We start from the raw sequence: 26649 nt of genomic DNA on the forward strand, positions 1-26649 counted from the left end.
TTATGCTGTAAAGATAGTTAACCCCCACCACGTTTTTTAACTTTTCTAATTATTTGATGAGTTTATATTAAAACAGTAAAAAGTGACTGCCTGTAATTGTATTTAAGCTGTCGCGACACCAACCGCTTGTTAAAGCTTTTCAATATAGTTAGCTGGTAATTCAACCTCTCGACTTAACTCTGGCAGCAGTTTCCATAACAGGCCTTGATCTTTACGAAGGCCGCTACCATCAAGATACTTCCAGTGATTTGAATCTTTTTTCTTTATCGCTATCATAAAACCTATACTTTTCATTTTCTGTCCCTGAATCTCCATAATAGAAGCTCTAGGGACAAAGCACACCTCTTCTTCTCCTGCCAAGTATAGCTTTTTGGGTTTTCCTAAAGTTGCCCCATGAAAAACAATACCCTGCTCCATCAGACTTGCTATAGCCGATGTGGTCATATTTTCGTAGTTAGCTTTACCTCCTACAAGTTTATAAATAGAACTATGGGTATTTTTCAAAAATAGAGATATATCACCAGATTCAAAAGCCATATACATACTATTGATATCTTTATGAATCTGCTCGACATCTTCTTTTGATACTTCGATTGCAAATATATTTGCAGTACTGAATAACATTACAATTAACAAGGCTTTCTGTATTACTTTTACCACAACTTTTCCTTTGTGTATCTTTGTGCTTACGACATTGTAAATTGCAGTTTTGGAGGAGCCCGTTTGTACTATTAAGCACAAAAAGGGATGACGGAAAAACTATCAATTTGACAATTTTATTATAGCCCCGCCAGTACTAAGACTCAACAATCTGAGCCCCAAACTTATTGATAACCTCAGATGACAGGCGCTCGTAAAGCCCAGATAACTCAATGAAGTCATTGTGCTTCATCTTCATCAGTAGATGTCTCATTGATGGCTTTTAGGCGCTGCATCTCTTTTGATATAGATTCAAGGACATATATTGTTTCCCCAATCTATTAACTTTACATCTAGTTCTCTAATTGATGCCATACTATACAACCTCTTTTTTGAAAACTTTTTGACACTTCAGAGCAAGCTTTGACAGTAAACAAATAAACTCATCTAATGGCATATTTGGGATTGGGCAAATACTATAGCCCAGTAGGCTGGGTTAGCTAAAGGCGTAACCCAGCAACCAATATATCAATTAAAACAAGTATTCAACCGACAAAAACAAACTGTTAACAATAAGATATTTCAAAACATCATAAAAGATAAAGCCATCCTTAGCTATTAGCGAACAGAATAAGTACTTTTATTTAATCACAATAAATTGAAAGATAAACTGTTGGGTTACGCTTTCGCTAACCACAACCTACTTGAACCCAATGTACCACTGTTTGAGTAGAAAAGTGACTATCTGTAATTGTATTTATCTGTAATTGTATTTAAGAGCCTCTATTTCGGATTTTAGAAATAGCGTTAGTAAAACCTTTATTTCCAATTATTAGAATAGTTCCAATCGCAACTTCTGCAAAAGTTGCTACAAATGCCGCATGGTCGGTTGGTTGCAATACAGCACCTTCACCAAGTTGACTAATCATCTCTTGCTTTAACGCATAGAAATAAATTAAATCAGCAAGACCAAAAGAGACAATGTACACTCCCACCGCAGAGATTAACGCCGAATTCAAACTCTCAAAATACTCAGGGTCACTTTTATTCTTTGCAGCATCAGGAACAATTGTAGCTATAAGTTTATTTGGGAACATTCAAAATAGTGTTGCGAACAGCAGAGAAATAGCATTTGGAATTATGACTGTAAATATCAGGTAGGACCGGGTTCCATATTCGTCTCCTAGATTAAAATATTCAGCATATTGTTGTGGAAAATTTTCCAAAACACGAATTACTAGAAAGATCGCAGCCAATCGTAAAACAATTACTAAGATATTCCTATGTGTCAAAATTCGTTCTTCCCCTTAATGCTTATTATACATGAGTTTACATTAAAATAAGCTCATCACAAAGTGGAAATAAATTACTTTACTGCATATGAGTAAATACCTCAAACTCAACCTTTTAATTTATTTAAAAGAGTCACAAAAAACTAAAACTACTTACCCAAACATTTTAAGCAGGAAGCAATTACAGTCACTTTACAGTCCTCTCAAAGTTGAAATTACGCCGAGCCATATGATGATTTATAACGCCTTAATAACAGGCGTAAAATGCTTGGCTAAAATTAGGAACGCAGTGACAAAAGCCAAGCTTTTTGCGTCCTGTTTATTTACTTGTTAGGTTTTAATTTTGAGATAGAGTCATTCAACTCTCGTAATATCTGTTCATCAAAAACAGAGTTTCTCTTGTTATCATTTTGAAGTACTTCCATGACTTCTACCGAAGATTCCGACATTTCAACCATACTTTCAATTAGAACCATGACCTGAGACTTTATAGCTCCCTTAGCTCTTTCCTCATTTATATCCTTAGTCGTAATTAATGAGTGAATAATATGACATAATGAATTTATATGATTTTCCACTTGTGCATGGGATGACTCATACTTTGCATAAACATATGTCTTCGAGGGGTCTAGCTCAGATAATCTCTGGATCATTCGTTTAATAGATTCATCCAAGTTGTGAGTGAAGCCTGCATACATTCCACCATCGTAGGCTTCAATCAAGCTTTCCAAGCCTTTGATATCTGCACCTACTCTGCGAACTTCTACCGTCAACAATCGCCAAATTGACTCTTGTTTAGCTTTTTTTTCCTTATGTTTACTCAACCAATCTTTAATCAAGAAAAATAAAATTGAAAGTAAAAACGGAATGAATAATTTTAATACATCTTCCCATAACAGCATGATTTCTCCTTAAAACCTAACAGCATATTCTATGCAGTTAATCTCATTAATATTCAAACAACCGTTTAACTGCATTTCGACTTTTTAATTATTATCAAATACTTACCTAACTTGACTGCTATGTCAACTCCGTATTTAATAAGATTGACTGCAATTAAATGCAAGTGCACTTTTTATTCCTTTTCAAAATCAATGAGTTATAAATACTAAGCTTCTCAATAACAAAATTATTGGGTTGCGCTACTTGTTTGAGTCGTATAAAAAACATCACTTTCTCATTTCTACGCCGTGCTTAAATTTCTTCGTTTGAAATCCGCTCCCATACTTCATAGTAGCCCAATTCTCTCATATATTGAGTTACTTCATAACTAATGTCGGGGAGCATTTCAGTATTATCAGTTGAGCCTAAAACGACAATATTATTTTCTTCATCTTCATTGATTTGCTCCACCATTAACCAGATAAATTTAGAAAATATTTCTGCTTCATTTTTTACACCAGTTAGGAGCAACTGCTTAATGTCTTTACGATCTAGAAAGTGAGCATAGTGTTCTAGCAAGTCATTAACATGCGTATAACGTTTAAAATTAATCATAATACTTTTCCCCCTCCTTTTATTATTGACATTCTATGCCCAACGATTTGCAGTTTGTCAACTAAGGTTTCTACTCTCATTCTCTCTGTTACCGCTAAAAAATAATGCCCTGGGTTCTTTTTATCTTTTTTAAAAGCCAATCCTTTAGGTATATCCACCTCAGACAAAACCCAATAGATATTAACAGGCTTTTTTTCGTTCTCTTTTTAAACATACCATAAACGAATCTTAAATTATCCCACGTTGCTGAAAACGACAGTCCCATCTCAGGGTTTGGCAAGACCCATTTTTCATCTGTACAAAATTGAAAGTCACAAATTCTTATACCCATAATTGTTCGATACTTCCCATCTAATCGTTGCTCATATAATGTCGGATGTTTCCCTTCAATTGCAGGTCTAGCACGATATATTTCTATTTCTGAAATAATCTTTTTTAAGTAGAAAAATGACTGTCTGTAATTATGTCCTTACCTCAATATTTTAAGCTGGGCTGTCCAATTTTATCGTAATCATTGTGCTTATTTTTTATTAATGAAATGTATAACTAAAACCGAAATAATTGCACTTAAAAGAAAACCGATTAACACATATGAAAAAATATAAGGCGCATTCTCCACTCGTTGAGCTTCATGTAAGTACGGAAAAGCAAGTTTTTTATAAGATAAAATAAATATACCAAAATTTAAGCACAACGTGATGACAATCAGACCTATGTTAACAAATAACTTTTTCATTTCACCTCCCAAAACCAGATTTCTTTGCTATTGTTTAAGTCGGAAACGACACCAAAGAATTCATATACAGATCTCATAAACATACCACTACCCGTTATTTCATCTTTATTCCATAGTTCGATATGATCTCCACTCCTGTTTGCAAAGCTTTCACTCCCTCTTCGCCAATAATCTTTAAAAAAAATCACACCTGTCTTTCCTTTTAATGTACTTTGAAATGAGTCAGGCTGTACTTTTATCATCGTCGATAAACCAACAGGAGGACGAGTTTTAAGCCCTATTGCAAACTCCTCAGCCAACAATATGTGTTTTTTACCCGAATGAGACCAACAACGCTTTGCTTTTATAAGGCTCAGATCTACTCCTGATCTGATAAAGCACTCGCTAAGCATTATTGCGCAATAGTCACTGAAAGGTTTATTGCTATCCTTTTGTTTATTTGTACATTGCTTTTTGATATTTTCTTTATCTGGAAAATTATTCCAGAGAGTATCAAATTTCATATTCTAACTTTCCTTATAGATTAACGTGTATTGTTTTAGTTGCATAACAACATTTTGAACGCTACAAATCTCATTAATACTCAAACAGTCATTCCACGACATTTTAAGTTTTAATAGTCATCAAATACTCACCTAATTCAACCATTATGTCAACTTAGTGTTGAATAGATTTAACAACAATAAAATCGATTTTCATTTTCAAAAACGCATAAAAAACTATGCGCTAATATCCAAAATATTAACGTTGTTTTTTCCTGTTTTTTCTTAGGTTTTTACTGCTTTTTTATGATTGTATTTCTCCTGCAATCGACTGCATTCAGTCGGTCATTTTGCAAGAGCTGAAATGTTTGAATGGCATTTTTTTCTGTTTGTAATAACAGGTGAGAGAAAATAAAGTTTGAACGATTTGTCAGTTGCAAACTAAAACCATTAACTTAAAAGTTAGTTGGCCGTTAGACGCCCCGGGCAGTAGTTAGCGCTACCACCCAAAGCTAGGCCAAAGTCACTCTTGGGAGTAACCATGACTTATCTTTATTATAAAGCTTTGTCGCTAACAGCGCGAGCCCAGTTTTTCAGACACCTTAGGTGTGTTTTCATTATCACTAGTCTTCATGCCTTGCATTTAACCTTTTGTTTCTTAAAGAAAAAAATCATTATTTAATCCCGTTTTAACCTGTTTCAGACAGATTGTTTGATATTTGAGATATTCAAATAAGGCTTACTTGTGCCCAAAAAACACAAAACAACCTTAAACAATCCGTCATAGCCCAGTTTGAGAAGCTGGGTAAGTGCATGGTTAATGGGACCCAATGAATGATATCGAATGCAAAAAAAGAGTCTTCTCTTTCTGGTCAGTTGAGCAAATAGCTTTACCTGCTCATAAGCCGTATGACCAGTTTTTTAAAATCACACTTAAAACTGTTAGTAAAAGAAACACAAAAGGAATTTAAAAGATGTTATTACCACCCAACAATCCATTGAATCAAAAACAAACCAAACAATTATTCAAAGAGACAAGAAACTTACTCGGACTTTCTGGTGAACTACTTGGTATTTATTTACCTCACTTTAAAAATACTCAACAACAGTACCAACTGTTTTCTTTATGTTGTAATTTTTTTCAAATGGAAAAAAGTGACTGTCTGTAATTATGGTTTAAGAATAAGTCACTTTAATATTAAGCTTACTTTTTTGTCATCAGAATTATTTGGCTTTTTCGACACGTAGTAAAAAATCATTGAATTTTTAGAAGTATTAAATACAACCTCTTTGATAAATTGAGGTTTATTATGAAAATCTCTTGAGTCGATTGAGTTTTCGGCAATTGGTTCAATTTGACTATTCCCACAAAAATCAAAAGTAGGGCTGTGGTCATATATTTCGATGATTTCAGTTTTGTCTTGTAGCCCTCTAACTCTATGCACCAGATGATAAGTCTTTTTATCATTCGTTTTTTTATCAATAATTTTCACTGAGTCAATCAAGCCATTACAAGATGATGTTTCTTTTTTTTGCTCTGAACATCCCAAAGTAACTAGTGAGATTAGAAGAATTACATATATTCTATTTTTCATAATGGTGTTTACCAAATTTCAATCCAGCTTGTTCCATAAACAAATGATTTAGCAATGCCTAAAGTTTCCATATATTGAGAAAGACCATCGGGCAAATGTAGCGGAAAATTTTCTAAGGGTATTATTGTATAATAATCAGCTTTTTCAAATGGTTCAAAGTCATAAATACTCTCTATACTCCAAATTGTTCTGGTTTGTGACTTGTTTATCTTTGTATTTTGAGACTTAAGGTAAAAATGGCTGTCCATTTTTTGGACTCTTTCATTCTTTTGTGGAGCTTCTAGCACACCATTTGATTTCATTTTTCCTTCAGTTTTGAAATTCATTAAAAAGAGCTTTTTAACATAGTTTTTCGTACGAAACTCCGAATTATCACAACGCATATCAAAGGAGATAATGCCTTTTGATTGCTTTTCTTGAATGAAGGTTTTCATTGTTTGAATAGTAGCAGATACAATTGGGATGTTCTTGTATATTTCTGGATTTAATTTTACAGAGGCTCCATTACCATGCACATAATGTTTAGCCAGTTGAGCTGCCTCATGATATCCCTTGTATTTTCCTCCCCACCAGAAAGCTTCATATAACTCTACTAAAAATTCTTTATCGTCATCATTGAAAGATAATTTGTTTTGAGCTTTACAGGTTAAGTAGTCTATTGCGTCTTGCATAAGTTTGTGATCGCCTTTAGAGGCAAACTTTGAAATTTTTCCCATATGCCATACTGGAGACATCGGCATATCAACTTTTTTACTTAAACAACGACTAGCTTTCTTTTGAAGTGTAGAAATATTATTCATTAATAATTCCTTTTATTGTTTAAATTTATTTTACAGTTTTATAAGCTATCGAATGCTATCATGTATTACAAATAGTTTGCGTTACTAAATATAAAAACGTGAGTTAATTCACATGTATCTCTATAGTTAGCGGTTTTTATCCCTACCTACTAACAGATCAAATTGCTTAAAAAGCGCATAAAAAACTACGCGCTAATATCCAAAATATTAACGTTGTTTTTTCCTATTTTTTCTTAGGCTTTTACTGCTTTTTTATGATAGTATTTCTCCTGCAATCGACTGTTGTTTAGTCGGTCATTTTGCAAGAACTGAAATGTTTGAATGGCATTTTTTTCTGTTTGTAAAAACAGGTGATGAGAAAATAAAGTTTGAACGATTTGTCAGTTGCAAACTAAAACCATTAACTTAAAAGTTAGTTGGCCGTTAAGACGCCCCGGGCAGTAGTACCACCTACCACCCAGAGCTAGGCCACAGTCACTCCAGGAGAGTAACCATGACTTGTCTTTATTATAAAGGTTTGTCGCTAACAGCGCGAGCCCAGTTTTTCAAACACCTTAGGTGTGTTTTCATTATCACTAATCTCCATGCCTTGCATTTAACTTTTTGTTTCTTAAAGAAAAAAATCATTATTTAACCCCGTTTTAACCTGTTTCAGACAGATTGTTTGATATTTGAGATATTCAAATAAGGCTTACTTGTGCCCAAAAAACACAAAACAACCTTAAACAATCCGTCATAACCCAGTTTGAGAAGCTGGGTAAGTGCATGGTTAATGGGACCCAATGAATGATATCGAGTGCAAAAAAAAGCGTTTAGGCGTTTTTCTGGTCAGTTGAAAAGCTTGTTTTTGGAAATGGTTATTTTCATAAGCTAACTCATAAGCCGTATGACCAGTTTTTTAAAATCACAACTTAAAACTGTTAGCAAAAGAAACACAAAAGGAATTTAAAAGATGTTATTACCACCCAACAATCCATTGAATCAAAAACAAACCAAACAATTATTCAAAGAGACAAGAAACTTACTCGGACTTTCTGGTGAACTACTTGGTATTTATTTACCTCACTTTAAAAATACTCAACAACAGTACCAACTGTTTTCTTTATGTTGTAATTTTTTTCAAATGGAAAAACGTTTTAATTTACAACTCAATCAAATGGGAATTGATATTCTCAACTACCAATACAACACTGATATGTTGTTTAACACACCACTCATTCAATATGATTTTATCGATTATGTGAATCAGTTTTTAGAAGCGGTACAAAGTGGAAAGCAACCACTGATTATTCGCTCACCCAATCGAGGGCGTTACTAATGAAGAAACAACAGTCCAATAAAAAAATATTCTTCCAACAACAAGAAGTTGAAAGTACTTTATTATGTGCTAGAGAAGTGATGGATATAACAGCATGTTTTTTATGTTCATTAGTCAAACATCAATCCAACCATGACCAACAAAACATCATTTATTCACTCGCGCTCAGTTATGCACAACTGGAGCAACAAATTAATAAAGATCTAACAACTCACTTTGATATTAACCTGTTCAAACAACCAGAACAGACAACGCACAATTTGATTGTTGATGAGTTAAAAATAAAACTGAAAGCTTTCAATAAAATGCTGGTTGAAAATCAAAAGCATGATAACGGTGTTTTTTTAGTAAAAAAGCTTGAGTAATTAAACCCTTGCTGGTGTCTGTTTATACTAAAATAACTATCAAATAGACGCATAGTGACCATTCAAAACCTCTATCATTAATCCGGCGACTAAAATAGCCTTTCGGTGGGGCACTGTTATAATAAGCGCAATGAGAATGGTCTATAAATCTGATTAAGATAACTTTAACACCATCAATATGGTATTTTCATTCCATTCGATATAATCGTATTAATTTGACACAGGAGCTTTGCTAATAATGTCATATGCAACCACCCTCAATGAAACTCATGACCCAGAATTAACTAGTTGGGTTGAATCAGCTAACCAGGAAAATTGTGATTTTCCTATTCAAAACCTGCCTTTTGCCGTTTTTAGACGTGCTGGCAGCAATGAAGCTTTTCGCGGTGGTGTCGCCATTGGCGATCAAATCGTCGATTTGGCAGCGGCTAAAAATAGTGGGCTTTTTTCAGGCGTTGCCCAAGAAGCATTAAACCACTGCGACTCTCCTGAACTCAATGACTATATGGCAATGGGCAAATCGGCTTGGTCGGCATTACGTTTAGCCTTATCAAAAGCGCTAAGAACAGGCTCTGATGCACAGTCTAAACTGTCTCAATGCCTTGTCGCACAAAATGAAGCTGAGTACTCACTACCCTGTAGAATAGGCGATTACACAGACTTTTATACTTCTATTTATCATGCAACGTCTGTTGGTAAATTATTCCGCCCAGATAACCCACTACTCCCCAACTATAAATGGGTTCCTATCGGTTATCATGGTCGATCTTCATCCATTGAGGTATCAGGCAGCAACTTTAAACGCCCCAAAGGACAAATTAAAGCACCTGATGCAAGCGAACCTGTTTTAGCGCCTTGTAAGCGATTAGATTATGAAATGGAAGTGGGGATTTACATTGGAAATGGTAATAACCTTGGCGACACCATTGATATTGATAGTGCTGAAGATCATGTATTTGGTATCTGTTTATTCAATGATTGGTCTGCCAGAGATATTCAAGGCTGGGAATATCAACCATTGGGGCCTTTTTTAGCCAAAAACTTTGCTTCAACGGTTTCACCGTGGATCATCACAACAGAAGCCCTGGCCCCATTTCGCTGTGCATGGCATAGAGATGAGAGCGAACCTCAACCATTACCTTACTTAGAGTCTGAGCAAAACCGTCAGACAGGCTCGTACGATATCCAACTAGAAGTCCAACTAGAAACAGCCAACATGCGAGAAGCCGGTCAACCAGCCAGTCACTTATCGCTATCGAGCTTTAAACATTCTTATTGGACCGTTGCTCAAATGGTTGCTCACCACACGGTTAATGGCTGTAACTTACAACCCGGAGATATGCTTGGTAGCGGCACACAGTCTGGCCCAACCCATGAAGAAGCTGGCTCTATGCTTGAATTATCCAATGGTGGTAAACAGACAATTAATTTAGATAACGGTGAAGCACGTACTTTCTTAGAAGATGGTGATACAGTCATTATGCGTGGCTGGTGCCAAAAAGAAGGCGCTAAGCGCATTGGTTTTGGTGAAGTTGCAGCTACAATTTTAGCTGCTGATTAAAAACTGAATGCTTACAACACCTCCCAAACAGGGAGGTGTATTACTAACCTCCTCCCCTATATTTCTTTTTCTGCTTCAACACCGAAACATCAATTTACAACCAATACTTGAGCCTTCACAATACTCTTGCTAGTCTCCTTTTATTCCTAATAAAAAGGCCAATCGCTTGAGCGCATTAAAGCAACTGTTTAACCTCGAAAAACAAGAATTTCGTATAGTTGCTCTATCAGCCAGCTACTTTTTTTTATTACTTTGTGCCTACTATATTCTCCGCCCTATCCGCGAAACCATGGGGATATCACGTAGCGCAGCCGATCTGCCCTACCTGTTTCTTACTACCATGCTCGTACTATTAGTGCTTGCTCCGGTTATTGGCGCGCTGGTTTCTAAATACAAACGGAGCCAGTTTATCCCTATTGCTTATCGTTTTGTTGCCGTTAGTTTATTCTTATTTTTTATCGCGTTAACCTTTATACCTAAGGATTATTTATTTTATGTTGGTGTGATCTTTTATGTTTGGTTGAGCGTTGTTAATTTAATTATTATTTCTTTGTTTTGGGGGTTTATGTCAGATGGTATTTCCTTCGACAACAGTAAGCGCTTATTTCCTAGCATTGCAATAGGTGGCACATTAGGTGCAATACTTGGCGGAACCATCTCTCAACAACTAATCAGCATACTTGGCACCAGCTATTTACTATTAATCAGCATTCTCTTTTTGGAAATAGCGGTTTGGGTAATGAAAAAAATTGATGTTGAGTTTAAGCAATACCAACAACCCAGCCAAACCATTGGCGAATCTCTTACTTTATGGCATAACAATCATAGCCAAACAGCATCCTCATTATTTCAAAAGTGGACATCTGGCATTCGTTTCGCATTAACTTCACCTTACTTATTGGCCATTGCAGGATACATATTCTTTTATGGCCTGACCTCAACCTTTCTTTATTTTCAACAAGGTCAGTTAGTCTCAGAAGCAACAGCAAATACCAGTGAAAGAACACAAATTTTTGCAAACATCGATATTTGGTCAAACTTACTAACCCTTTTATTCCAATTATTTATTTCACGTCAACTGTTATTAAAGTTTGGCATTGGTTTTATTTTATTAGGTTTGCCATTACTCACTTTAAGTGGCTTTGTTGCGCTATCGCTCGCACCGACACTAACCGTGCTGATTATATTTCAAGCACTCAGACGCTCACTGAATTACGGCTTATTTAAGCCTGCCAGAGAAACCTTATTTACACTGTTACCAGAAGAGCAAAAATATAAAGCCAAAAGCTTTGTTGACAGTTTTGTATTTCGAGGGGGCGATGCCGTTGGTGCAGTGACTCAAAAAGGGCTTGTATTATTACAACTGGGTATTGGCTCTATCGCATTACTGGTTGTTCCTATCGCTTTTGTTTGGTCTGTTTTGGCTTTATTTTTAGGCCGTAAAGTTAATAACATTCGTAACCATAAAAGTCGTTCTACTTTAGAAAAAAAACATAACCAACGGGAGACTTAATGATGCGATGCGAAATTTTAACTTTTTTAAACACCGTAAAAGCTTTAAACACAACAAGTAAGCGCTATTATTACAATTGGTTGTCATGTGGATAAAAGCACGGCACAATCAAATACTAGCAATAGCTAACAACCAAAAGCGGCTGAGTTGAAGTCTTAGCAAAACATTAAAAATTTTACTGAATAACACTGTTAACTAAAAAACCACCATTCACAATCAGGGATTTAAAGGTAAACCAATGCAGTTAAACAAAAATATTTTTCTATCAAAAAAACAGCGGAAACAATATGCCACACTCATTGCATCAAGCTTGTTAGTCCTCTCCTGTAACGCCAATACGGGAATTGACCGAACCCAAACCAAACTTTTACTGCAACCCTCTCTATCTCAAAATAAACTCGCTTTTGTTTATGCAGGAGATATTTGGGTTGCCAACAAAGATGGAAGCACACCGCAACGTTTAACTTCTCATATTGCAGATGAAACCAATCCCCATTTTTCACCCGATGGAAAATGGATTGCCTTTACTGCAAATTACAACAACAACTCTGATGTTTATGTTATCTCCTCTAGTGGTGGTCAACCCAAAAGATTAACTTGGCATCCTGGCGCTGATATTGTTAATGACTGGAGCCCCGATGGTAAAAAAATTCTTTTCACCAGTCGACGAGAAATGAAAAATGGACGCAGCTCACAAGCGTGGGAAGTTTCAGTGAAAGGAGGTTTTCCAACGAAAGTCATGGATGCAGTCGTTCAGTCAGCCAGCTGGTCTAACAATGGTTTATTAGCTTACCAGCCTTACAACACAGCCCATAGAGGCTCTAGTGGTTGGCGTAATCACCGAGGTGGTTCAACCCCACCTATCTGGATACTTTCTCCTAAAGGTGATAGCTATCAAGAAATTCCTCATGTTCGTGCTAGTGATACTAATCCTCTCTGGGTCAATGATGATGTCTATTTTCTTTCCGATCGCGATGGAGTGCGCAACCTTTATCAGTATCAGGTTAAAAGTAAAATATTAAAGCAAGTGACCCACGAAAAGCTTTGGGATATTACTTCTGCAGATAGTCAGGGCGAGCAAATTATTTATAGTGTTGGTGGTGAGCTAAAAATATTAAACCTGCAAGATGGCCAGGCTAATAAAGTGAGTGTTTTAATTAATCCTGATTTACCCGAACGCCGAGTCCAATGGAAAGATGCCATGAGCTCACTCGAATCTGCCGGTTTATCTCCAAGCGGTAAGAGAGCTTTGCTGAGTGCACGAGGTGAAGTATTTACCGTTCCATTAAAAGACGGTTCAACACGTAACTTAACAAAAACAGATGATATACGTGAAAGAGATGCATTGTGGTCACCCGATGGTGAAAAGATTGCCTACACCTCTGATAAAGGGGGCACTCAAAGGTTAGTTATCAGCGATCAAAAGGGACTAGAAAAAACCATTTCATTTAAATTTGGCAAGCCAGCAGATTATACTCTCAGGTTATGGGGGGGTGATGGTAGTAAAATTATTTATACCGATAACCATCTCGGCTTATGGTCCATTAATACAAAAACAGGTAAGCGTCATAAGATTGATACTAATAACCGCCGTAGCCAAGTATCAGTTTCAATGTCTCCTGATGGTCGTTGGCTAGCTTATACCAAAACAAGAGCAAACTATTTTGCCGATATTTATCTACATGACCTAAGAGAGCATCAATCGCACCGCATCACTGATGGAATGAGTCATACTGGCGATCTGGTATTTAGCCCAGACGGAAAATATTTATATTTTTCTGCCTCAACCAATGCAGGAACAACGGCTGTGGGGCTCGATATGTCAACACAAGAACGTCCCTCTCGGTATGCGCTTTATGCGCTTGTACTCGCAGCCGACGGTCAATCACCCCTATTACCGAAATCTGATGAGGAAATTGCAGAAGAAAAAAAGGATGAAACCGATGATAATAAATCCAAAGTAGCAGTCACCATTGATTTAAAAGATATTCAATCACGCATTGTTGCTTTACCTATTCCCCAACGTGCTTATTCCAACTTGCAAGTTGCAGAAAATGGAAGCCTTTTATATCTAGAGTCAGAACAACCTGGCAGTAGTTTAGAAACCAATGGTTATACCTCAGACAGCAGCCAGCTTATTCGATTTGATTTTGAAAAACAGGAAACCACATCACTCATCAATAATATTACAAACTTCTCACTATCGGCCGATGGAAAAACACTCCTGATAACCTCATCAGAGGGGCAATTAATGACAGCCAGTGTCGCTGAAAAAATTGAAACCAAGCCATTAGAAACAGCAGATGTAAAAGTCAAAGTAAATCCTGCCAACGAGTGGGCACAAATTTTTGATGAAGTATGGCGAACCGAGCGAGATTATTTTTACGCTGAAAATATGCATGGTTTAAATTGGAATTCAGTGAGAGAGCGCTACCGAAAACTATTACCTTACGTTGGCCGCCGAGCCGATCTTAATTATTTAATGGTTGAAATGATCGCAGAGTTAGAAGTTGGTCATAATCGCGTTTATGGCGGCGACATACCAAGCCAAGACACGGTTAATGTAGGACTACTTGGTGCGGATTTACGCGTCGAACAAAATCATTATAAAATAAAGAAGATTTATACAGGAGAAAACTGGAACCCTACTTATAAAGCACCACTAGCCATACCGGGAATTGGTGTTAAGGAAGGCGACACCATTCATAGTGTGAATGGCAAACAAATAAATGGTGATATCAATATTTATTCTCTCTTCGAAAACACGGTTAATCAACAAACAATCATAGCGGTAAGTAGTGACGGTAAACTAAAAAATGCTCGTACAGTCACTGTCGAACCTATAGCCAATGAAAGAAACTTAAGATTCTGGAATTGGATTGAGACTAATCGTAAAAAAGTCGATCAAGCAACCAAAGGTCAAGTCGCTTATGTTTACTTGCCCGACACAGCAGATGGTGGTTTTACCTATTTCAACCGTATGTTTTTTGCACAAACAGATAAAAAGGCATTAATTGTTGATGAGCGCCGAAACTCAGGTGGACAAGCGGCTAACTACATTACTGATATTTTATCTCGTCAGTATCTTGCAAGTTGGAAAGACAGAGATGGCATGGTATTCAATACACCTGGTGGCGCAATTTATGGTCCTAAAGTAATGCTCATTGATCAAGATGCAGGCTCAGGCGGTGACTTTTTACCGTATAGTTTTAAGCGCATGGGGTTAGGTAAATTAATCGGTAAAACAACTTGGGGGGGACTAATTGGTATTGCAGCTAATAGAGGAACAATTGATAATGGTTCTGTACTAGTTCCTTTCTTTCGTTTTTTTACCCCGGATAATGAGTGGCGTGTAGAAAATGAAGGCGTTTCACCAGATATGGATGTCACTTTAGATCCAGTCAAAGTAAACCAAGGCAAAGATACGCAACTAGAAGCAGCAATTGCAGACATTCTACAACAACTTAAAACTTATAAACCCATTCAGTTAAAGAAAGCACCACCGTTACCAACTCAATTGGGACAATAATTAATGATAATATCAACGCTAAACTCAAATAAACTTGGATATCAGTTTGGCGTTGATTTTATTTTATTAAGAATGCTTGTTAGTCAATTTTTTATTCAGCTTTTAGCTAAAATCAATTTTAATTAACATCAACGACGACTTCACCCGACGTTAAAAAGATCAGAATAAAGCCGCCTATCATTAACATAAGAGGCATCCTCATATTTTTTTCATAAATAGCAAAAATAATTTGAGAAATGGGAGGAAATAAAAAGTTTAATATCGCACAATAAATGGATACTTGTATCCCTCTAACAATTGACCATATCCATGAACCCAAAATAACGATAAATAACAGAAACGCCATACTTACTCCATCACTTTACTTTGTAAACAACGCATAAAACGTTTAACAAACTAAACTATTCCACTGCTTTTTTTCTGGCAAAAAACCAATTCACCGATAAATTATCACTAATTAACGCATTTAACTCAATTTAAGTCATAATTCTAGCTAAACTAGTTTAATCTGCATTTTAAATTTAGCCATAATTTACATCGACGCCAATGAAGCACATTCGTATTATTAGTAAAATGTTTAAGTACTACTTAGCTTCAGCTTTGTTATCAATTTTATTATCAAGCTGTGCTATCAATGGAAAGAAAACAGCAGGTACACTTGCACCAACAGCAGATCAATATAACGATGCCGTTATTCAAGTTTATGCTGCTCGTACTTGGGGTGCCAAAAAGATGTTGGCAGTTCATACCTGGATTAGTATTAAACCGAAGGGTAATTTGGCTTATACTTCTTATGAAATTATAGGTTGGCGCTTACGTAGAAATAATACAGCATTGGTCGAAAGAATTTCAAACCCTGATAGAGATTGGTGGGGAAATCAACCCGAAATACTACTCGATATTAGAGGTGAAAAAGCAGAAAAATTGATCCCTAAAATAATTCAAACAGTTAAAAACTACCCCTTTAAAAATAATTACCAAGCTTGGCCTGGGCCTAACAGCAATACATTTACAGCTTTTATTGGCCAACAAGTTCCAGAATTAGGACTTGACCTGCCTTCAACCGCAATTGGTAAAGATTACAGGGAGATTAAAAATATTATTGGCTTGTCTCCAAGTGGCACAGGCATTCAAGCTTCACTCTGGGGATTGTTAGGAATTGCTGTAGGCTTTGAAGAAGGTCTGGAAATTAATGTCTTGGGACTCAACTTTGAGTTAGACTTATTTGATTTAGCAGTCGAACTTCCTGGCGTGGGTAGAATAGGACCGTCAGATGTTAAAAATTATGACACGCCTCCAGCTCAATCCAATATTTCTAGTTCTAAGTAGCAACCAATGAATCTTAAGTTAATCAAATGATAAACTTAATTAATTTTATCTATGCAACGAATACCATTTTCATAAATTGGCTCGGGATAGTTTTGAAAATAGTTAGGCATTACCCCTGTAATTCTGAAACCACTTTTTTGGTATAAAGCAAGTTGGTCCAAGCTCGAATTACCAGTACTAACCAATAACCTATCAGCCCCTTCACTTTTAGCCATTTGTTTAATTTTTTTAATCAGTCTCTTTGCCAGTCCCTTGCCCTGATAGTCAGATAAAACAGCAATATTTTTTAACTCATAAATGCTCTTTGTTTTAGTCAAAACAGCAACACCAACTATTTCCCGATTAGCTTTTGCAATCACTATTTTTGCACTTTTTATATAACCACTAACCACTTCTTTATTAGGATCAGCCATCAATAACAAACGCCAAAGCGCTTCATCATCACTAATACAACCAACATAATTCTCCAATACAAAATTACAATAATTCAACTTTATTCTCTTTAGCAAAAACAGGATTGGCATACATATTTAATAACCACCGTTGTTGACTTTCACTAAGATCAATAATTCGCTGGTGAAATAACTCACTGTAACGATGACTCTTCGAACTACCACATAACTTAGCATGAGCAGTTATGTTAGTTGCAAATAGCCGATAGTTTTGAATAATTTGTTGATCAATCGCTTCGGCCAATGCTTTTGAGTTATCGTAATCTTCTTGTATCGGTTGTCCAAATTCAATATGTACTCTTCCTTTATAGCCAAGAATACCCGTTGTAATGCTAGAAATATCTTCATGCTCATCTTTTAGGTAATTACCAGTTTCTTCTATGGTAGCAAGTTCCATCGCTTTGCTTCTATCACAAGGATCAAACTCATAAGCTATTGATACAGGAACAATATTAAGTTGTTTAATATAATCACATGTTGTTTGCTGCTTATTTTTATTTAATAAAAGCATGGAGATTAATGCAGCATTAGTTTTATCAATACCATCTTTTGCTCTTCCTTCTCGCTGTGCAATCCAAATATGATGTTTGTTGATTGTAAGCGTATGATGTATATAAGCCGAAAGTTCTTTAGAAGCAGCTAAAATGGCCCTCTTATTAGTCTCATTACGCTTTACAATAAATCCTTTATTTAATCGCATAAGATCGGCAATCCAATTTTTTTTCATTAAGTTATTACCAATTGCAATTTCAGCGGTATTAGTGCCCTCTTCAAAAAGAGCAATATTAACTAAAGCAGGATCTAATGCGATATCTCTATGATTACTTATAAATAACATAGGCTTTTTTAAGTCTAATTTGTCTAAACCACTATATGTAAAACCATCTGTACTATTTGCAATCATTCGACGAGCAAATTTTGCCACTTCTTTTTGCAGTTCTCGGATACTTGATAGTTTTCTTAAACGAATTCTTAAAAAAAATTTAATCAAAAAACAAGAGAAACTTGGTAATACCAAGCTTAGTTTTGGTAACAAATATTTAGCGATAGTAATCTGTAATTCTTTGTTTTTGATCAGTTTATCAATAACAGAAACAACTTCTGAGTCATAAAATGGACGAATATCATTAAACATAAATTTTCACTAATAAAATATCTAGTTATTCCGCTTTTTTAAATGATAAGTCAACGACATTTCAAAACAAAAACATATCGCATCATAAGGGATCTCATCATCTAATTTTATCAGCAATCCTCTGTTTCCTAAAACCACAAAGTCATCAGGAAATAGGGTTGCTATTGTTTCCACTAAAGTCGTTTTGCAATTCAGATAAATCCCAATAAAGTCTTTATTTTTTTGCTTCCATACAATACGAATTGTTGTACCTATTCTTTTTTTCTCGGTTAAATATGCCGGTTCTCCCCATTTTACAGTTTCGTTAATACTGCCTATTGCCGGGTTTGATTCTGCGACATTAAAAACAAGCTCTCGTAGTTGGTTAAATTTACTTTGAGCTTCACTAGGATAAGTATTGATTATACTTTTAAGACAATCGTTAATCATTTAGTTTACTTTAGTTTTTTATCAATAAATTAAACAACTAAGCCATCTCTTTCATCATCCCATATAACAGCTGAAATTTTCCAATTTTTATCCATTTTTACCAATTGAATACTTTTTTTTCCGTAACATTCAAACCACTTATTATCTAAACAACCTGACTTCTTATAGGTACTAAAGCGATGAGCAATATTTCCAAAAACTTCAGTTTTATGTGATATTTCAACCTCACAAAACTGAGTTAACTTACCACTATTTAACAACACCTTTCTCGGCTTAAGAAATGAATCCAGATTATAAATATCACAATCATCACCGACATTTTTTATGATTAAAACCTCGGCAATAGTTAATTGTCTAATGGTATCAATGGGTGGTTCAACATTATTTCTATTATCAAATGCCTTAAAAAATGCTTCAATTAATTGAGAAATAGCTATTTCATCTTGTAGTTCATCCATATATTTAAGCTATTTTTCTGGCTTAGGCTGGCGTCGCATTAACCAATAAGTCGCATTAGTATTAGGTTCCATAAACTCTCCCAATACTTCATAGCCTAAACGAAAATAAAATGTCATATTTCTTTTAGTAAAAGTTTCAAGAAAAGTACCTATATTTAACTTATCAGTTTTATTCAATATACTTTGAACCAACCCAGGACCTAAGCCTTGTCCTTGAAACTCTGGTAATATACCAATAATAGAAAGATACCAATCAGAATCTAAAACGAGTGAGTGTGAGTTTTTCTGCATAGCTTGACAAATATCTTGGTAAACAGAGTAACTGTTATCTCCCATATATTGTCGAATAAAAGTTTCTTTCATTTTATTTTTTTCGTTTGTTTGATCTTGACTAATTGGCTTAGCCCAAACCGACACACCATAGTGTTGTTTTTCCGGAATAAAGCACTCTCCAAAATTTTGTGACTCTATAATGGAGCAATCCATATAAGCTAGCATCGCTTGTTTTTTAACATTGTCATCTCCATCAACACTTGCTTCCATTGTTTGATAAAAAGCATCATCTAACAATGCTAAATACAAAGCTTCTGCAAGCTCAGGATATTTTAACTGATAATTCATTGAAAATTCCCTTGAGAAAAGAACTATAGGTTTTGTTGATAACTATAATTGCTCAAATAACTTATACATTTTTTGACGAGTCTTGGTATCTGGTAAGGCACCAACTAAAGATGTCATATTATCTTGCATATGATGAACTTTTGAAGTTGCAGGAATAACACAAGTCACAGCCGGGTGAGAAATAATAAACTTTAAAAAAAACTGTCCCCAAGTTTTACAATCAAACTCAGCCGCCCAATTGGGCAAAGCTTTGTTTTTAACCAGTTTAAAAAGACGTCCTTTTTCAAACGGCATATTTATAATAACTCCAATTCCTTTATCGATTGCTAAAGGTAACAAACGCTTTTCAGCCTCTCTCACCTTTATATTATAATTTAGTTGAACAAAATCTATTTTTTCAGTTCGCATGACCTGTTCAAAATCATCATATTGATTAATTCTTGAAGTTGTTATACCTGTATAACGTATAGCTTTATTTTCTTTGAGTTTATTCAAAGATTGGATATGAACTTTCCAATCTCGTAAGTTATGTATTTGCATTAAGTCCATTTTATTCACTTGCATTCGTTGCTGAGATTCATGCACCGAATCAATACCCGCTTGTTTGCCGTAAGTCCAAACTTTGCTTGCAGCAAAAACTTTAGGGACCGGGTTAACTTTTGACATTAACTCACCTAAAACAGACTCAGACTGTCCATACATTGGTGACGAATCAATCAGACGTCCACCAGCAGTAAAAAAAGTCTCTAATACTTGAATAAGGTTTTTCTTAAGTTGCTCATTACCTGCAACATTAAATGTTTGATAAGATCCCATACCAACAGCCGGAATAAGCTCCCCAGAAGAAGGTATTTTTCTCATTATTTTAGGAGACTGACTAGCAGCCAATGAAGAATACGGAACGGCAGCCATCATTGGTAAACTAGCCGCAAGCTTCATTAACTCTCTACGGGTAATCATAGTCACTTATATAAACACTCCGCCCAAAAACTCCTACTATAAACCTTTTAAGCAGATATTAGCAATTTTCTAGCAACAATATGACACAATTTTGACATGCCTTTAAAGAGATAGACAAAATTAACATTTGAAACAAGCTCGCTCCTTTATAATTCATCACATGTTAATAAAAATGTAAAAAAGGAAAAATAATCGCAAAAAAGTAAAATCAGTAAAAAGGCCTGACACATGCGGAAATGCAAGTGCAAAAGAAAATCTTTACTTGAGAATATGAGGTACTTTGCCAAAAGTACCTCATTTGCGCTGTATAACTTTATTCTAAGTTAATATAGCCTAGATTAAAGTGCAGTTATATTTTCAGCTTGCGGTCCTTTTTGACCATCTGTAACTGAAAACTCTACCTTTTGGCCTTCCTTTAAAGTTTTAAACCCTGAACCTGTAATTGCACTAAAGTGAGCAAAAACATCAGGCCCATTTTCTTGTGAAATGAAACCGTAACCTTTCGACTCATTAAACCACTTTACGGTGCCCGTAACTGTTGACATAACAATTTTCCTATCTTCTATCTAACTAAAAAAACAGCTTTTTTAAAAAAAGCTTATAACGCTAGAAGTTGTTGTTACCTAAGAGTGCAGGACGAAACAAGTAATGCAAAACCTATGGCTTCGTAATTGATCTCATAGTAAGCAGATCAACTTCAAACAGTCAAAAGTATACTCCAAATAAAACGCATTTCCAGAAAAAAAATACTTTTTAAAATGAGGTCATTTAGCTGTAATAATTAATTTATACATTAATAAATTAGCCCTATTTTCTGCCAATGAGCCCCCTAATTTAATTTTAAGGTAGCTTTAAACCATAAAAATTTATAAGTATTCTATTGGTCTTGAATCTAAACTTTTTATCAGAATTCTTTACATATCTGACTTAACATTACTAAAATAGCCTTAAACAGCAATCATTGCAGAGATTTATATGTCAAAAGTATTAAAAGAATTACTCCAGCTTTTAACATTAGAAACTATTGAACAGGGGTTATATCGAGGCAACAGTCAAGATATTGCATTGGGTCATGTATTCGGTGGCCAGGTGATAGGGCAAGCATTATCTGCCGCTAAACGAACCATAGACTCTCAACGTAAAGCTCACTCATTTCACAGTTATTTTTTGCGTCCAGGCGATGCAACAAAGCCAATTGTTTACAATGTTGAATCCATTAGAGATGGCAAAAGTATTTCTACTCGTAGAATAAAGGCTATCCAAAATGGCAAACCAATATTTTTTATGACAGCTTCTTTTCATGACTCTTCAGGAGGCTTCAATCACCAAGCAGAAATGCCTCAAGTAACTTCACCTGATAACTTAAAGTCTGAATTAGAAATAGCCAAAGCATATATTGACAAAATACCTGAAAAAATCCGAAATATTGTCATTTGCGAAAAGCCAATTGAAATCCGTCCTGTAGAATTCTTTAACCCATTATCACCAGATAAAGCACCGCCTAAACGTCACGTCTGGATGAAAGCGAATGGCCCATTACCTGACGACTTAAGGGTGCATAAGTACGTTCTTGCCTATGCATCTGACTTTGCTTTTCTACCGGTTGCCGGACAACCACATCAGGTGTCTTTTATGTTACCTCAGTTCCAAATGGCTACCATTGATCATAGTATGTGGTTTCATCGCAACTTCCGCTTTGATGACTGGCTCTTGCATGTTATTGAAAGCCCTTCAGCCAGCAATGATAGAGGCTTTGTTAGAGGACAATTCTTTGATCGACAGGGTCAATTAGTTGCCAGTACAGCTCAAGAAGGTGTTATGCGAGCCCGAAAAACCTGATTTAAATAATAGTTAATGGAGATCCCCCACTATAAAAAACGTCTAATAACACTATTTTTTGGTTACTTACTGCATTAAATAAAACCTTTTAAGGGAGAGCTTATTAAACAGCCACTTTCAAAATACTCCCTTTTTTCAAATCAGAACCCAGACTCATCAATTTGAGATAAATAATAAAAAACACTCAAATAGAATTGATTATCATTTGCATTAAAAGAATTAATCATTTATTATTCTCATCACGTTATTAAGCAGGGACAGTGAAATGAGTTATCAAATAGAAGCTTACTTAAATAATGGCAAACCTTCGCTTAAAATTTACGATTTAAAGCGTAAATCACTTTGTCTATCTTGGACCTACAGTAATACGCCTGATGAATGTCAGTCGCAGCAAGAGGTTCAAAGGTTATTTAGAGAGCTACTATTACTGACCTGTAAGCAGGATATGCATAATGTTAGAGTTTTTAATCTCTCTCCTCGTCAGCCAGATAATAAGATAAGTCAGACTATCCTATTATCTTGATTTACATTTTGTAGATCAAATTCTGATGTTGTGCATGTAAATCATAACCACCGTTGACCCCATCCTAGAAATGGTTATGATTTTAAGACCCGGCACCCCAGCCGGGTCTATTTTTACTTTTTCAATAACTCCCTTAATTGACTAACCGCACTAAACTTTCAGTACTATTCTACCATTTCAAACCTTTGATTAATCAGCATAGCAAATTCGTTTAATGTACAGTTTCTGTCAACTTCTCCCAAACTGATATGAGTATTATCTTGCCACTCACTAAAAAAAGCACAATCTTGAGCATCACCCTGACCAAGCTCTAGCGTAAAGTAGCGAACCTTTGGATTCGGGGTATCTTGCGGAGCAAACATATCGAGTATTGAAACAATCCCAATATAAATACACTCGGTATATACTTTAGCTTCTGGCATAGATAATAAGATAAGTGGGTGCTTACCAATATTCATCGGAACAATAGCAAACTCTTCCGGTGCTAACAGAGTTGGATCTTGTGGATAGTTCTGCTCAACTTGCTGGATAACATGAGCTAAAAAATCTCTGCTTTCTTCTGAAGTCAGAATACCAAAAAAATAATGGGGATCTCTTTGACTAATTTGACGCAGAGCAATATGCGCCATCGCATAGTGTCTTTCTCTTGGATTTGGTAAAAGCTCATCCTCTAATTCAGTTTTTTCAGACATTCAACTCCCCAATTTTCATAAATTCGTTCCCATCTACAAACATAATGGCATATTACACTTATTCCAATAACTTATGGATATTTTCCTACTGACAAGACGCTGTCAGTAGAGCTCACTTATGATAACGGCTCACCTTTTCATGAAAACATTAAACATACAGGAACCTTAAATGAAACATATTGTAACTTGGGCAGAAATCCCAGTAACTAATTTAGAGAGAGCAATGAATTTTTACCGTGAAACCCTCAGCTTCAACTTTAAACGTGAAGAAATGTGCGGTTATGAATATGCAATGTTTGAAACAGAAGAAGAAGCGGTAACAGGTGCACTGGTATTTGGAAAAGGTTTTATACCCAGTAATAAGGGCTCTATCATTTACCTCGATGGAGGCGACGATTTAAATATTCCCTTAGGCAAAATAGAAAATATGGGAAATAAAATTGTTATTCCTAAAACCGGGATTAATGAAGGCGAGCATGGTTATTTTGCTCACTTTATCGACAGCGAAGGCAATATTGTTGGTTTATACTCTAAAAAATAAAACCTTATTATTAGCATTTCATATTGAGAAATATGAAATGCTAAGTGACACTTCATTCTCCAAAGCCTTTTATGCTACTCTTTAAAAAAATAGATTTATTGGATACAGCCTTGCAATATTTTAAAAAATTAGGGATAGCTTTACTAGCCATATTGTTAGTCACTTCATGTGATAATCAGCGCCTCATACCACTAACTGAGGGGGCGACAATATTAGCTTTTGGTGATAGTTTAACTTTTGGGATTGGTGCCGATAAAAGTGAGAGTTATCCAAGCATTTTAGAAGAGTTAACCAACTTCAAGGTCGTTAATTCAGGTATTTCAGGGGAAACAACAACAGAAGGATTAGCGCGTTTTCAAACGGTCATCAATGAGCACTTTCCCGATCTGATTATTTTGATGGAAGGCGGCAATGACATACTGCGCAATCAATCGCTAAAAAAAACACATCAAAATTTATCAACAATGATAGAAATAGCCCAAGCCAATAATATTCAAGTTATTTTAATTGGCGTTCCAGAAAAAAAGTTATTTTCCGATAGTGCGCCACTCTATAGAGCATTAGCAGAAGAGTATAATGTTCTATTAGAAGAAAAAATATTATCTCAACTTTTAAAACAGCCAGATTTAAAATCAGATCCTGTTCACCTTAACGCTGCCGGTTATAATCAATTAGCCCAGCGTATCCAACAATTACTAAAAGAAAATGGTGCGTTCGAATAATCCGAGTAAAAAACAATATTTATTTCACCTGCTTTAACAAATTAGCCGGTGAATATTGATCAGTTAAAATATCACTTTCGGGATCCCAGTTTACTTCATCGGTAATATTTTTCCAGACTTTATTTAAATCAACTTTATAAGGTAATAACGCCTGTTTTAGTTCGGAACTTGCTTGAGGAAAAGAATCGAAGCTTTCACAATTACATGCAAATATCACACGATTACCTTTGGTCGGAGAACGAAAAACCTGTAGTTGCCCAAATACTTTTTGATAAGTCACTGACTCATAATCAAACAGCAAGCTATTACTAAAAGTATTCGCACTTAATAAACCGTTATCCGCTAATAAACCTTTAACTTCCATTAAAAACTCTTTTGTCATTAAGTGTTCGGGAATATAGTCGCCGTTAAATGCATCCAATATTATCCAATCATATTTTTCTTTTTTTAATAGCGCTCTTTTAACAAAAACTCGACCATCTTTTATTTCTGTTTTAATCTGATGGTTTTCTTGATAAGCAAAATATTTTTTAGCAAGCTTAACGACAATTGGATCAATATCGACATTGGTAATCTCAGATTGAGGTGATAATTGATGCATAACATTCGACAACACTCCTCCACCTAGCCCGATAATCAATATTTTTTTAGGTGTTCGATTGACTGCATACCCAGCCATGATCCCCTGTGTATACTCAAAAATCAGCTTTTTGGAATCTTTAAGATTAATACAAGCTTGGTTAGTAATTCTCTTCCTTCTGGTTTCAAAACGCATACATCGGTTGCTATCTTCCTCAACAATAACAACATTGCGGTAGATTGAACGTTCTTTATGAATTTGTTTGGCTTGAACATCAAAGCTCATTATGCAAACCAAATAAACAAATAATATTTTATAAACCACATTGAACTCCATTAAAGTTTTAGTTGCGATTAAATATTGAGCGGATTTTGCTTATCCAGCCTGCTAACCCCTAAAGCAACTCCACCACAAGAAAACAAAATAGCAAAAACTAACCAGAGTATTTGATTTATTTCCAACCATAAAACTAAATAAAATGAAGTTAGAATAGTTCCTACTGCACTACCAAACGTTGAGACAAAATAAAGGAAACCAGCAGTTTGTCCCGAAGAACTGGCCGAAACCGTTAAAATTCTTACTGAATAAGGGGCTATCATACCCATGATAATACTGGGAATAAAAAATACAAAAGTTGATGCTAATAAAGAGCCATATCGAGGATCTTCAACGATTTCGAAAACAAATTCAAAAATTGATTCCGACAAGAAAATGGTAGGTAATAAGCTAACAGCGGCAATTAAAAAAATTATCGCAAAACGTTTCATGCTAGGACTATACATAGATAAACGCCCTCCTAACAAATAACCAAACGATAAAGCCAGCATAAAAACGGTTATTATACTCCCCCAAACATAAACACTACTCCCAAAAAAAGGCGCTAGCATTCTTCCACCGAGCAGTTCAAAACTCATAATAGAAAAGCCCGCGCAAAATGCGAGCAGCAGAACGGTTGCTTTTCTCATTAAATTCACTATTTATTTTATTTGCACTATAAGATACAGGGGTTAACCAACCGTATCAATAGATTAACCTTGTATT

Annotated in this window: 30 protein-coding genes; 11 read left to right on the forward strand and 19 right to left on the reverse strand. The window is 35.4% G+C overall.

Going from position 1 to position 26649, the window contains the following annotated elements:
* Positions 1-129 precede the first annotated feature (129 nt).
* The 6 genes from ACT5E3_RS22715 to ACT5E3_RS22740 all read right to left on the reverse strand — a co-directional run bounded on the left by ACT5E3_RS22715 (position 130) and on the right by ACT5E3_RS22740 (position 4667).
* A complete protein-coding gene (locus ACT5E3_RS22715) occupies positions 130-660 on the reverse strand; it encodes a hypothetical protein (protein WP_444995849.1) in 531 nt (176 codons plus the stop codon).
* Between the two features lie 752 nt (positions 661-1412).
* Entirely contained in the window at positions 1413-1736 is a 324-nt protein-coding gene (locus ACT5E3_RS22720; RefSeq protein WP_444995850.1) for a hypothetical protein, read from the reverse strand.
* A 518-nt stretch (positions 1737-2254) separates the two neighbouring features.
* Positions 2255-2833, reverse strand: a complete 579-nt coding sequence (locus tag ACT5E3_RS22725) for a hypothetical protein (RefSeq protein ID WP_444995851.1) — start codon at positions 2831-2833, stop codon at positions 2255-2257.
* A 292-nt stretch (positions 2834-3125) separates the two neighbouring features.
* Complete coding sequence (locus ACT5E3_RS22730; RefSeq protein ID WP_444995852.1) at positions 3126-3428, reverse strand: hypothetical protein; 303 nt, start codon at positions 3426-3428, stop codon at positions 3126-3128.
* On the reverse strand, positions 3425-3586 hold the full coding sequence (locus tag ACT5E3_RS22735; protein WP_444995853.1) for a hypothetical protein: 162 nt from the start codon (positions 3584-3586) through the stop codon (positions 3425-3427). Before ACT5E3_RS22735 ends, ACT5E3_RS22730 begins: the two co-directional genes overlap by 4 nt.
* Before the next feature lie 574 nt (positions 3587-4160).
* Entirely contained in the window at positions 4161-4667 is a 507-nt protein-coding gene (locus ACT5E3_RS22740) for a T6SS effector amidase Tae4 family protein (RefSeq protein ID WP_444995854.1), read from the reverse strand.
* A gap of 953 nt (positions 4668-5620) precedes the next feature.
* On the opposite strand from ACT5E3_RS22740, the gene ACT5E3_RS22745 reads away from it, so the two are divergent.
* A complete protein-coding gene (locus ACT5E3_RS22745) occupies positions 5621-5815 on the forward strand; it encodes a hypothetical protein (RefSeq protein WP_444995855.1) in 195 nt (64 codons plus the stop codon).
* A gap of 18 nt (positions 5816-5833) precedes the next feature.
* On the opposite strand, the gene ACT5E3_RS22750 is transcribed toward ACT5E3_RS22745, so the two are convergent.
* Positions 5834-6241, reverse strand: coding sequence for a hypothetical protein (locus ACT5E3_RS22750; RefSeq protein WP_444995856.1), 408 nt, complete (start codon positions 6239-6241; stop codon positions 5834-5836).
* A gap of 8 nt (positions 6242-6249) precedes the next feature.
* Positions 6250-7041, reverse strand: a complete 792-nt coding sequence (locus ACT5E3_RS22755; protein ID WP_444995857.1) for a hypothetical protein — start codon at positions 7039-7041, stop codon at positions 6250-6252.
* 952 nt (positions 7042-7993) lie between these two features.
* Here ACT5E3_RS22755 and ACT5E3_RS22760 point away from each other — a divergent pair.
* The 5 genes from ACT5E3_RS22760 to ACT5E3_RS22780 all read left to right on the forward strand — a co-directional run bounded on the left by ACT5E3_RS22760 (position 7994) and on the right by ACT5E3_RS22780 (position 15327).
* Complete coding sequence (locus tag ACT5E3_RS22760; RefSeq protein ID WP_444995696.1) at positions 7994-8359, forward strand: hypothetical protein; 366 nt, start codon at positions 7994-7996, stop codon at positions 8357-8359.
* A complete protein-coding gene (locus ACT5E3_RS22765) occupies positions 8359-8724 on the forward strand; it encodes a hypothetical protein (protein WP_444995858.1) in 366 nt (121 codons plus the stop codon). Before ACT5E3_RS22760 ends, ACT5E3_RS22765 begins: the two co-directional genes overlap by 1 nt.
* Before the next feature lie 238 nt (positions 8725-8962).
* Positions 8963-10285 carry a fumarylacetoacetase gene (gene fahA, locus ACT5E3_RS22770; protein ID WP_444995859.1) on the forward strand — a complete coding sequence of 441 codons (1323 nt, stop codon included), beginning with the start codon at positions 8963-8965 and terminating at the stop codon, positions 10283-10285.
* 166 nt (positions 10286-10451) lie between these two features.
* Positions 10452-11798 (forward strand): NTP/NDP exchange transporter, encoded by a 1347-nt coding sequence (locus tag ACT5E3_RS22775; RefSeq protein WP_444995860.1) that lies wholly within the window; start codon positions 10452-10454, stop codon positions 11796-11798.
* A 238-nt stretch (positions 11799-12036) separates the two neighbouring features.
* On the forward strand, positions 12037-15327 hold the full coding sequence (locus ACT5E3_RS22780; RefSeq protein WP_444995861.1) for a S41 family peptidase: 3291 nt from the start codon (positions 12037-12039) through the stop codon (positions 15325-15327).
* Between the two features lie 118 nt (positions 15328-15445).
* Here the strand turns inward: ACT5E3_RS22780 and ACT5E3_RS22785 are convergent, their stop codons facing one another.
* On the reverse strand, positions 15446-15673 hold the full coding sequence (locus ACT5E3_RS22785; protein ID WP_444995862.1) for a hypothetical protein: 228 nt from the start codon (positions 15671-15673) through the stop codon (positions 15446-15448).
* A gap of 200 nt (positions 15674-15873) precedes the next feature.
* On the opposite strand from ACT5E3_RS22785, the gene ACT5E3_RS22790 reads away from it, so the two are divergent.
* The gene (locus tag ACT5E3_RS22790) at positions 15874-16656 is read left to right on the forward strand and encodes a DUF3750 domain-containing protein (RefSeq protein ID WP_444995863.1); all 783 of its coding nucleotides are present in this window, start codon (positions 15874-15876) and stop codon (positions 16654-16656) included.
* Positions 16657-16691: 35 nt separating this feature from the next.
* Here the strand turns inward: ACT5E3_RS22790 and ACT5E3_RS22795 are convergent, their stop codons facing one another.
* From ACT5E3_RS22795 to cspE, 7 genes are all read right to left on the reverse strand, one after another.
* Positions 16692-17147 (reverse strand): GNAT family N-acetyltransferase, encoded by a 456-nt coding sequence (locus tag ACT5E3_RS22795; RefSeq protein ID WP_444995864.1) that lies wholly within the window; start codon positions 17145-17147, stop codon positions 16692-16694.
* Positions 17134-18243, reverse strand: a complete 1110-nt coding sequence (locus tag ACT5E3_RS22800; protein WP_444995865.1) for a 1-acyl-sn-glycerol-3-phosphate acyltransferase — start codon at positions 18241-18243, stop codon at positions 17134-17136. The genes ACT5E3_RS22795 and ACT5E3_RS22800 overlap by 14 nt, the downstream gene beginning before the upstream one ends.
* Before the next feature lie 21 nt (positions 18244-18264).
* The gene (locus ACT5E3_RS22805; RefSeq protein WP_444995866.1) at positions 18265-18672 is read right to left on the reverse strand and encodes a DUF1801 domain-containing protein; all 408 of its coding nucleotides are present in this window, start codon (positions 18670-18672) and stop codon (positions 18265-18267) included.
* 29 nt (positions 18673-18701) lie between these two features.
* Positions 18702-19130 carry a hypothetical protein gene (locus ACT5E3_RS22810; RefSeq protein ID WP_444995867.1) on the reverse strand — a complete coding sequence of 143 codons (429 nt, stop codon included), beginning with the start codon at positions 19128-19130 and terminating at the stop codon, positions 18702-18704.
* A gap of 9 nt (positions 19131-19139) precedes the next feature.
* Positions 19140-19751 (reverse strand): GNAT family N-acetyltransferase, encoded by a 612-nt coding sequence (locus tag ACT5E3_RS22815; protein ID WP_444995868.1) that lies wholly within the window; start codon positions 19749-19751, stop codon positions 19140-19142.
* Positions 19752-19793: 42 nt separating this feature from the next.
* Positions 19794-20711, reverse strand: a complete 918-nt coding sequence (locus tag ACT5E3_RS22820) for an aldo/keto reductase (protein ID WP_444998622.1) — start codon at positions 20709-20711, stop codon at positions 19794-19796.
* A 338-nt stretch (positions 20712-21049) separates the two neighbouring features.
* Entirely contained in the window at positions 21050-21256 is a 207-nt protein-coding gene (gene cspE / locus ACT5E3_RS22825; RefSeq protein ID WP_444995869.1) for a transcription antiterminator/RNA stability regulator CspE, read from the reverse strand.
* Positions 21257-21686: 430 nt separating this feature from the next.
* Between cspE and tesB the strand changes: the two genes are divergently transcribed.
* Together tesB and ACT5E3_RS22835 are read left to right on the forward strand one after the other, a co-directional pair.
* Complete coding sequence (gene tesB, locus ACT5E3_RS22830) at positions 21687-22550, forward strand: acyl-CoA thioesterase II (RefSeq protein WP_444995870.1); 864 nt, start codon at positions 21687-21689, stop codon at positions 22548-22550.
* Between the two features lie 265 nt (positions 22551-22815).
* Positions 22816-23073: a hypothetical protein gene (locus ACT5E3_RS22835; protein ID WP_444995871.1), complete on the forward strand. Its 258-nt coding sequence runs from the start codon at positions 22816-22818 to the stop codon at positions 23071-23073.
* Positions 23074-23237: 164 nt separating this feature from the next.
* On the opposite strand, the gene ACT5E3_RS22840 is transcribed toward ACT5E3_RS22835, so the two are convergent.
* Positions 23238-23765 (reverse strand): hypothetical protein, encoded by a 528-nt coding sequence (locus tag ACT5E3_RS22840; RefSeq protein WP_444995872.1) that lies wholly within the window; start codon positions 23763-23765, stop codon positions 23238-23240.
* Positions 23766-23934: 169 nt separating this feature from the next.
* Between ACT5E3_RS22840 and ACT5E3_RS22845 the strand changes: the two genes are divergently transcribed.
* Both ACT5E3_RS22845 and ACT5E3_RS22850 read left to right on the forward strand, forming a co-directional pair.
* Positions 23935-24306 carry a VOC family protein gene (locus ACT5E3_RS22845; RefSeq protein WP_444995873.1) on the forward strand — a complete coding sequence of 124 codons (372 nt, stop codon included), beginning with the start codon at positions 23935-23937 and terminating at the stop codon, positions 24304-24306.
* A gap of 44 nt (positions 24307-24350) precedes the next feature.
* Positions 24351-25028, forward strand: coding sequence for an arylesterase (locus ACT5E3_RS22850; protein ID WP_444995874.1), 678 nt, complete (start codon positions 24351-24353; stop codon positions 25026-25028).
* Positions 25029-25047: 19 nt separating this feature from the next.
* Here the strand turns inward: ACT5E3_RS22850 and ACT5E3_RS22855 are convergent, their stop codons facing one another.
* Both ACT5E3_RS22855 and ACT5E3_RS22860 read right to left on the reverse strand, forming a co-directional pair.
* On the reverse strand, positions 25048-25893 hold the full coding sequence (locus tag ACT5E3_RS22855; protein WP_444995875.1) for a spermidine synthase: 846 nt from the start codon (positions 25891-25893) through the stop codon (positions 25048-25050).
* Positions 25894-25961: 68 nt separating this feature from the next.
* Positions 25962-26573 (reverse strand): fused MFS/spermidine synthase, encoded by a 612-nt coding sequence (locus ACT5E3_RS22860; RefSeq protein WP_444995876.1) that lies wholly within the window; start codon positions 26571-26573, stop codon positions 25962-25964.
* Between the last annotated feature and the right edge of the window lie 76 nt (positions 26574-26649).

The sequence above is a fragment of the Aliikangiella litoralis genome, from assembly GCF_052495765.1.

Excerpts from the sequence above, each read along its gene's own strand:
- ACT5E3_RS22720 (WP_444995850.1), bottom strand. The coding sequence starts at position 1,736 with ATGTTCCCAAATAAACTTATAGCTACAATTGTTCCTGATGCTGCAAAG.
- ACT5E3_RS22725 (WP_444995851.1), bottom strand. The coding sequence starts at position 2,833 with ATGCTGTTATGGGAAGATGTATTAAAATTATTCATTCCGTTTTTACTT.
- ACT5E3_RS22730 (WP_444995852.1), bottom strand. The coding sequence starts at position 3,428 with ATGATTAATTTTAAACGTTATACGCATGTTAATGACTTGCTAGAACAC.
- ACT5E3_RS22740 (WP_444995854.1), bottom strand. The coding sequence starts at position 4,667 with ATGAAATTTGATACTCTCTGGAATAATTTTCCAGATAAAGAAAATATC.
- ACT5E3_RS22745 (WP_444995855.1), top strand. The coding sequence starts at position 5,621 with ATGTTATTACCACCCAACAATCCATTGAATCAAAAACAAACCAAACAA.
- ACT5E3_RS22750 (WP_444995856.1), bottom strand. The coding sequence starts at position 6,241 with ATGAAAAATAGAATATATGTAATTCTTCTAATCTCACTAGTTACTTTG.
- ACT5E3_RS22755 (WP_444995857.1), bottom strand. The coding sequence starts at position 7,041 with ATGAATAATATTTCTACACTTCAAAAGAAAGCTAGTCGTTGTTTAAGT.
- ACT5E3_RS22760 (WP_444995696.1), top strand. The coding sequence starts at position 7,994 with ATGTTATTACCACCCAACAATCCATTGAATCAAAAACAAACCAAACAA.
- ACT5E3_RS22765 (WP_444995858.1), top strand. The coding sequence starts at position 8,359 with ATGAAGAAACAACAGTCCAATAAAAAAATATTCTTCCAACAACAAGAA.
- fahA (WP_444995859.1), top strand. The coding sequence starts at position 8,963 with ATGTCATATGCAACCACCCTCAATGAAACTCATGACCCAGAATTAACT.
- ACT5E3_RS22780 (WP_444995861.1), top strand. The coding sequence starts at position 12,037 with ATGCAGTTAAACAAAAATATTTTTCTATCAAAAAAACAGCGGAAACAA.
- ACT5E3_RS22785 (WP_444995862.1), bottom strand. The coding sequence starts at position 15,673 with ATGGCGTTTCTGTTATTTATCGTTATTTTGGGTTCATGGATATGGTCA.
- ACT5E3_RS22790 (WP_444995863.1), top strand. The coding sequence starts at position 15,874 with ATGAAGCACATTCGTATTATTAGTAAAATGTTTAAGTACTACTTAGCT.
- ACT5E3_RS22800 (WP_444995865.1), bottom strand. The coding sequence starts at position 18,243 with ATGTTTAATGATATTCGTCCATTTTATGACTCAGAAGTTGTTTCTGTT.
- ACT5E3_RS22805 (WP_444995866.1), bottom strand. The coding sequence starts at position 18,672 with ATGATTAACGATTGTCTTAAAAGTATAATCAATACTTATCCTAGTGAA.
- ACT5E3_RS22810 (WP_444995867.1), bottom strand. The coding sequence starts at position 19,130 with ATGGATGAACTACAAGATGAAATAGCTATTTCTCAATTAATTGAAGCA.
- ACT5E3_RS22815 (WP_444995868.1), bottom strand. The coding sequence starts at position 19,751 with ATGAATTATCAGTTAAAATATCCTGAGCTTGCAGAAGCTTTGTATTTA.
- ACT5E3_RS22820 (WP_444998622.1), bottom strand. The coding sequence starts at position 20,711 with ATGATTACCCGTAGAGAGTTAATGAAGCTTGCGGCTAGTTTACCAATG.
- cspE (WP_444995869.1), bottom strand. The coding sequence starts at position 21,256 with ATGTCAACAGTTACGGGCACCGTAAAGTGGTTTAATGAGTCGAAAGGT.
- tesB (WP_444995870.1), top strand. The coding sequence starts at position 21,687 with ATGTCAAAAGTATTAAAAGAATTACTCCAGCTTTTAACATTAGAAACT.
- ACT5E3_RS22835 (WP_444995871.1), top strand. The coding sequence starts at position 22,816 with ATGAGTTATCAAATAGAAGCTTACTTAAATAATGGCAAACCTTCGCTT.
- ACT5E3_RS22840 (WP_444995872.1), bottom strand. The coding sequence starts at position 23,765 with ATGTCTGAAAAAACTGAATTAGAGGATGAGCTTTTACCAAATCCAAGA.
- ACT5E3_RS22845 (WP_444995873.1), top strand. The coding sequence starts at position 23,935 with ATGAAACATATTGTAACTTGGGCAGAAATCCCAGTAACTAATTTAGAG.
- ACT5E3_RS22855 (WP_444995875.1), bottom strand. The coding sequence starts at position 25,893 with ATGAGCTTTGATGTTCAAGCCAAACAAATTCATAAAGAACGTTCAATC.
- ACT5E3_RS22860 (WP_444995876.1), bottom strand. The coding sequence starts at position 26,573 with ATGAGAAAAGCAACCGTTCTGCTGCTCGCATTTTGCGCGGGCTTTTCT.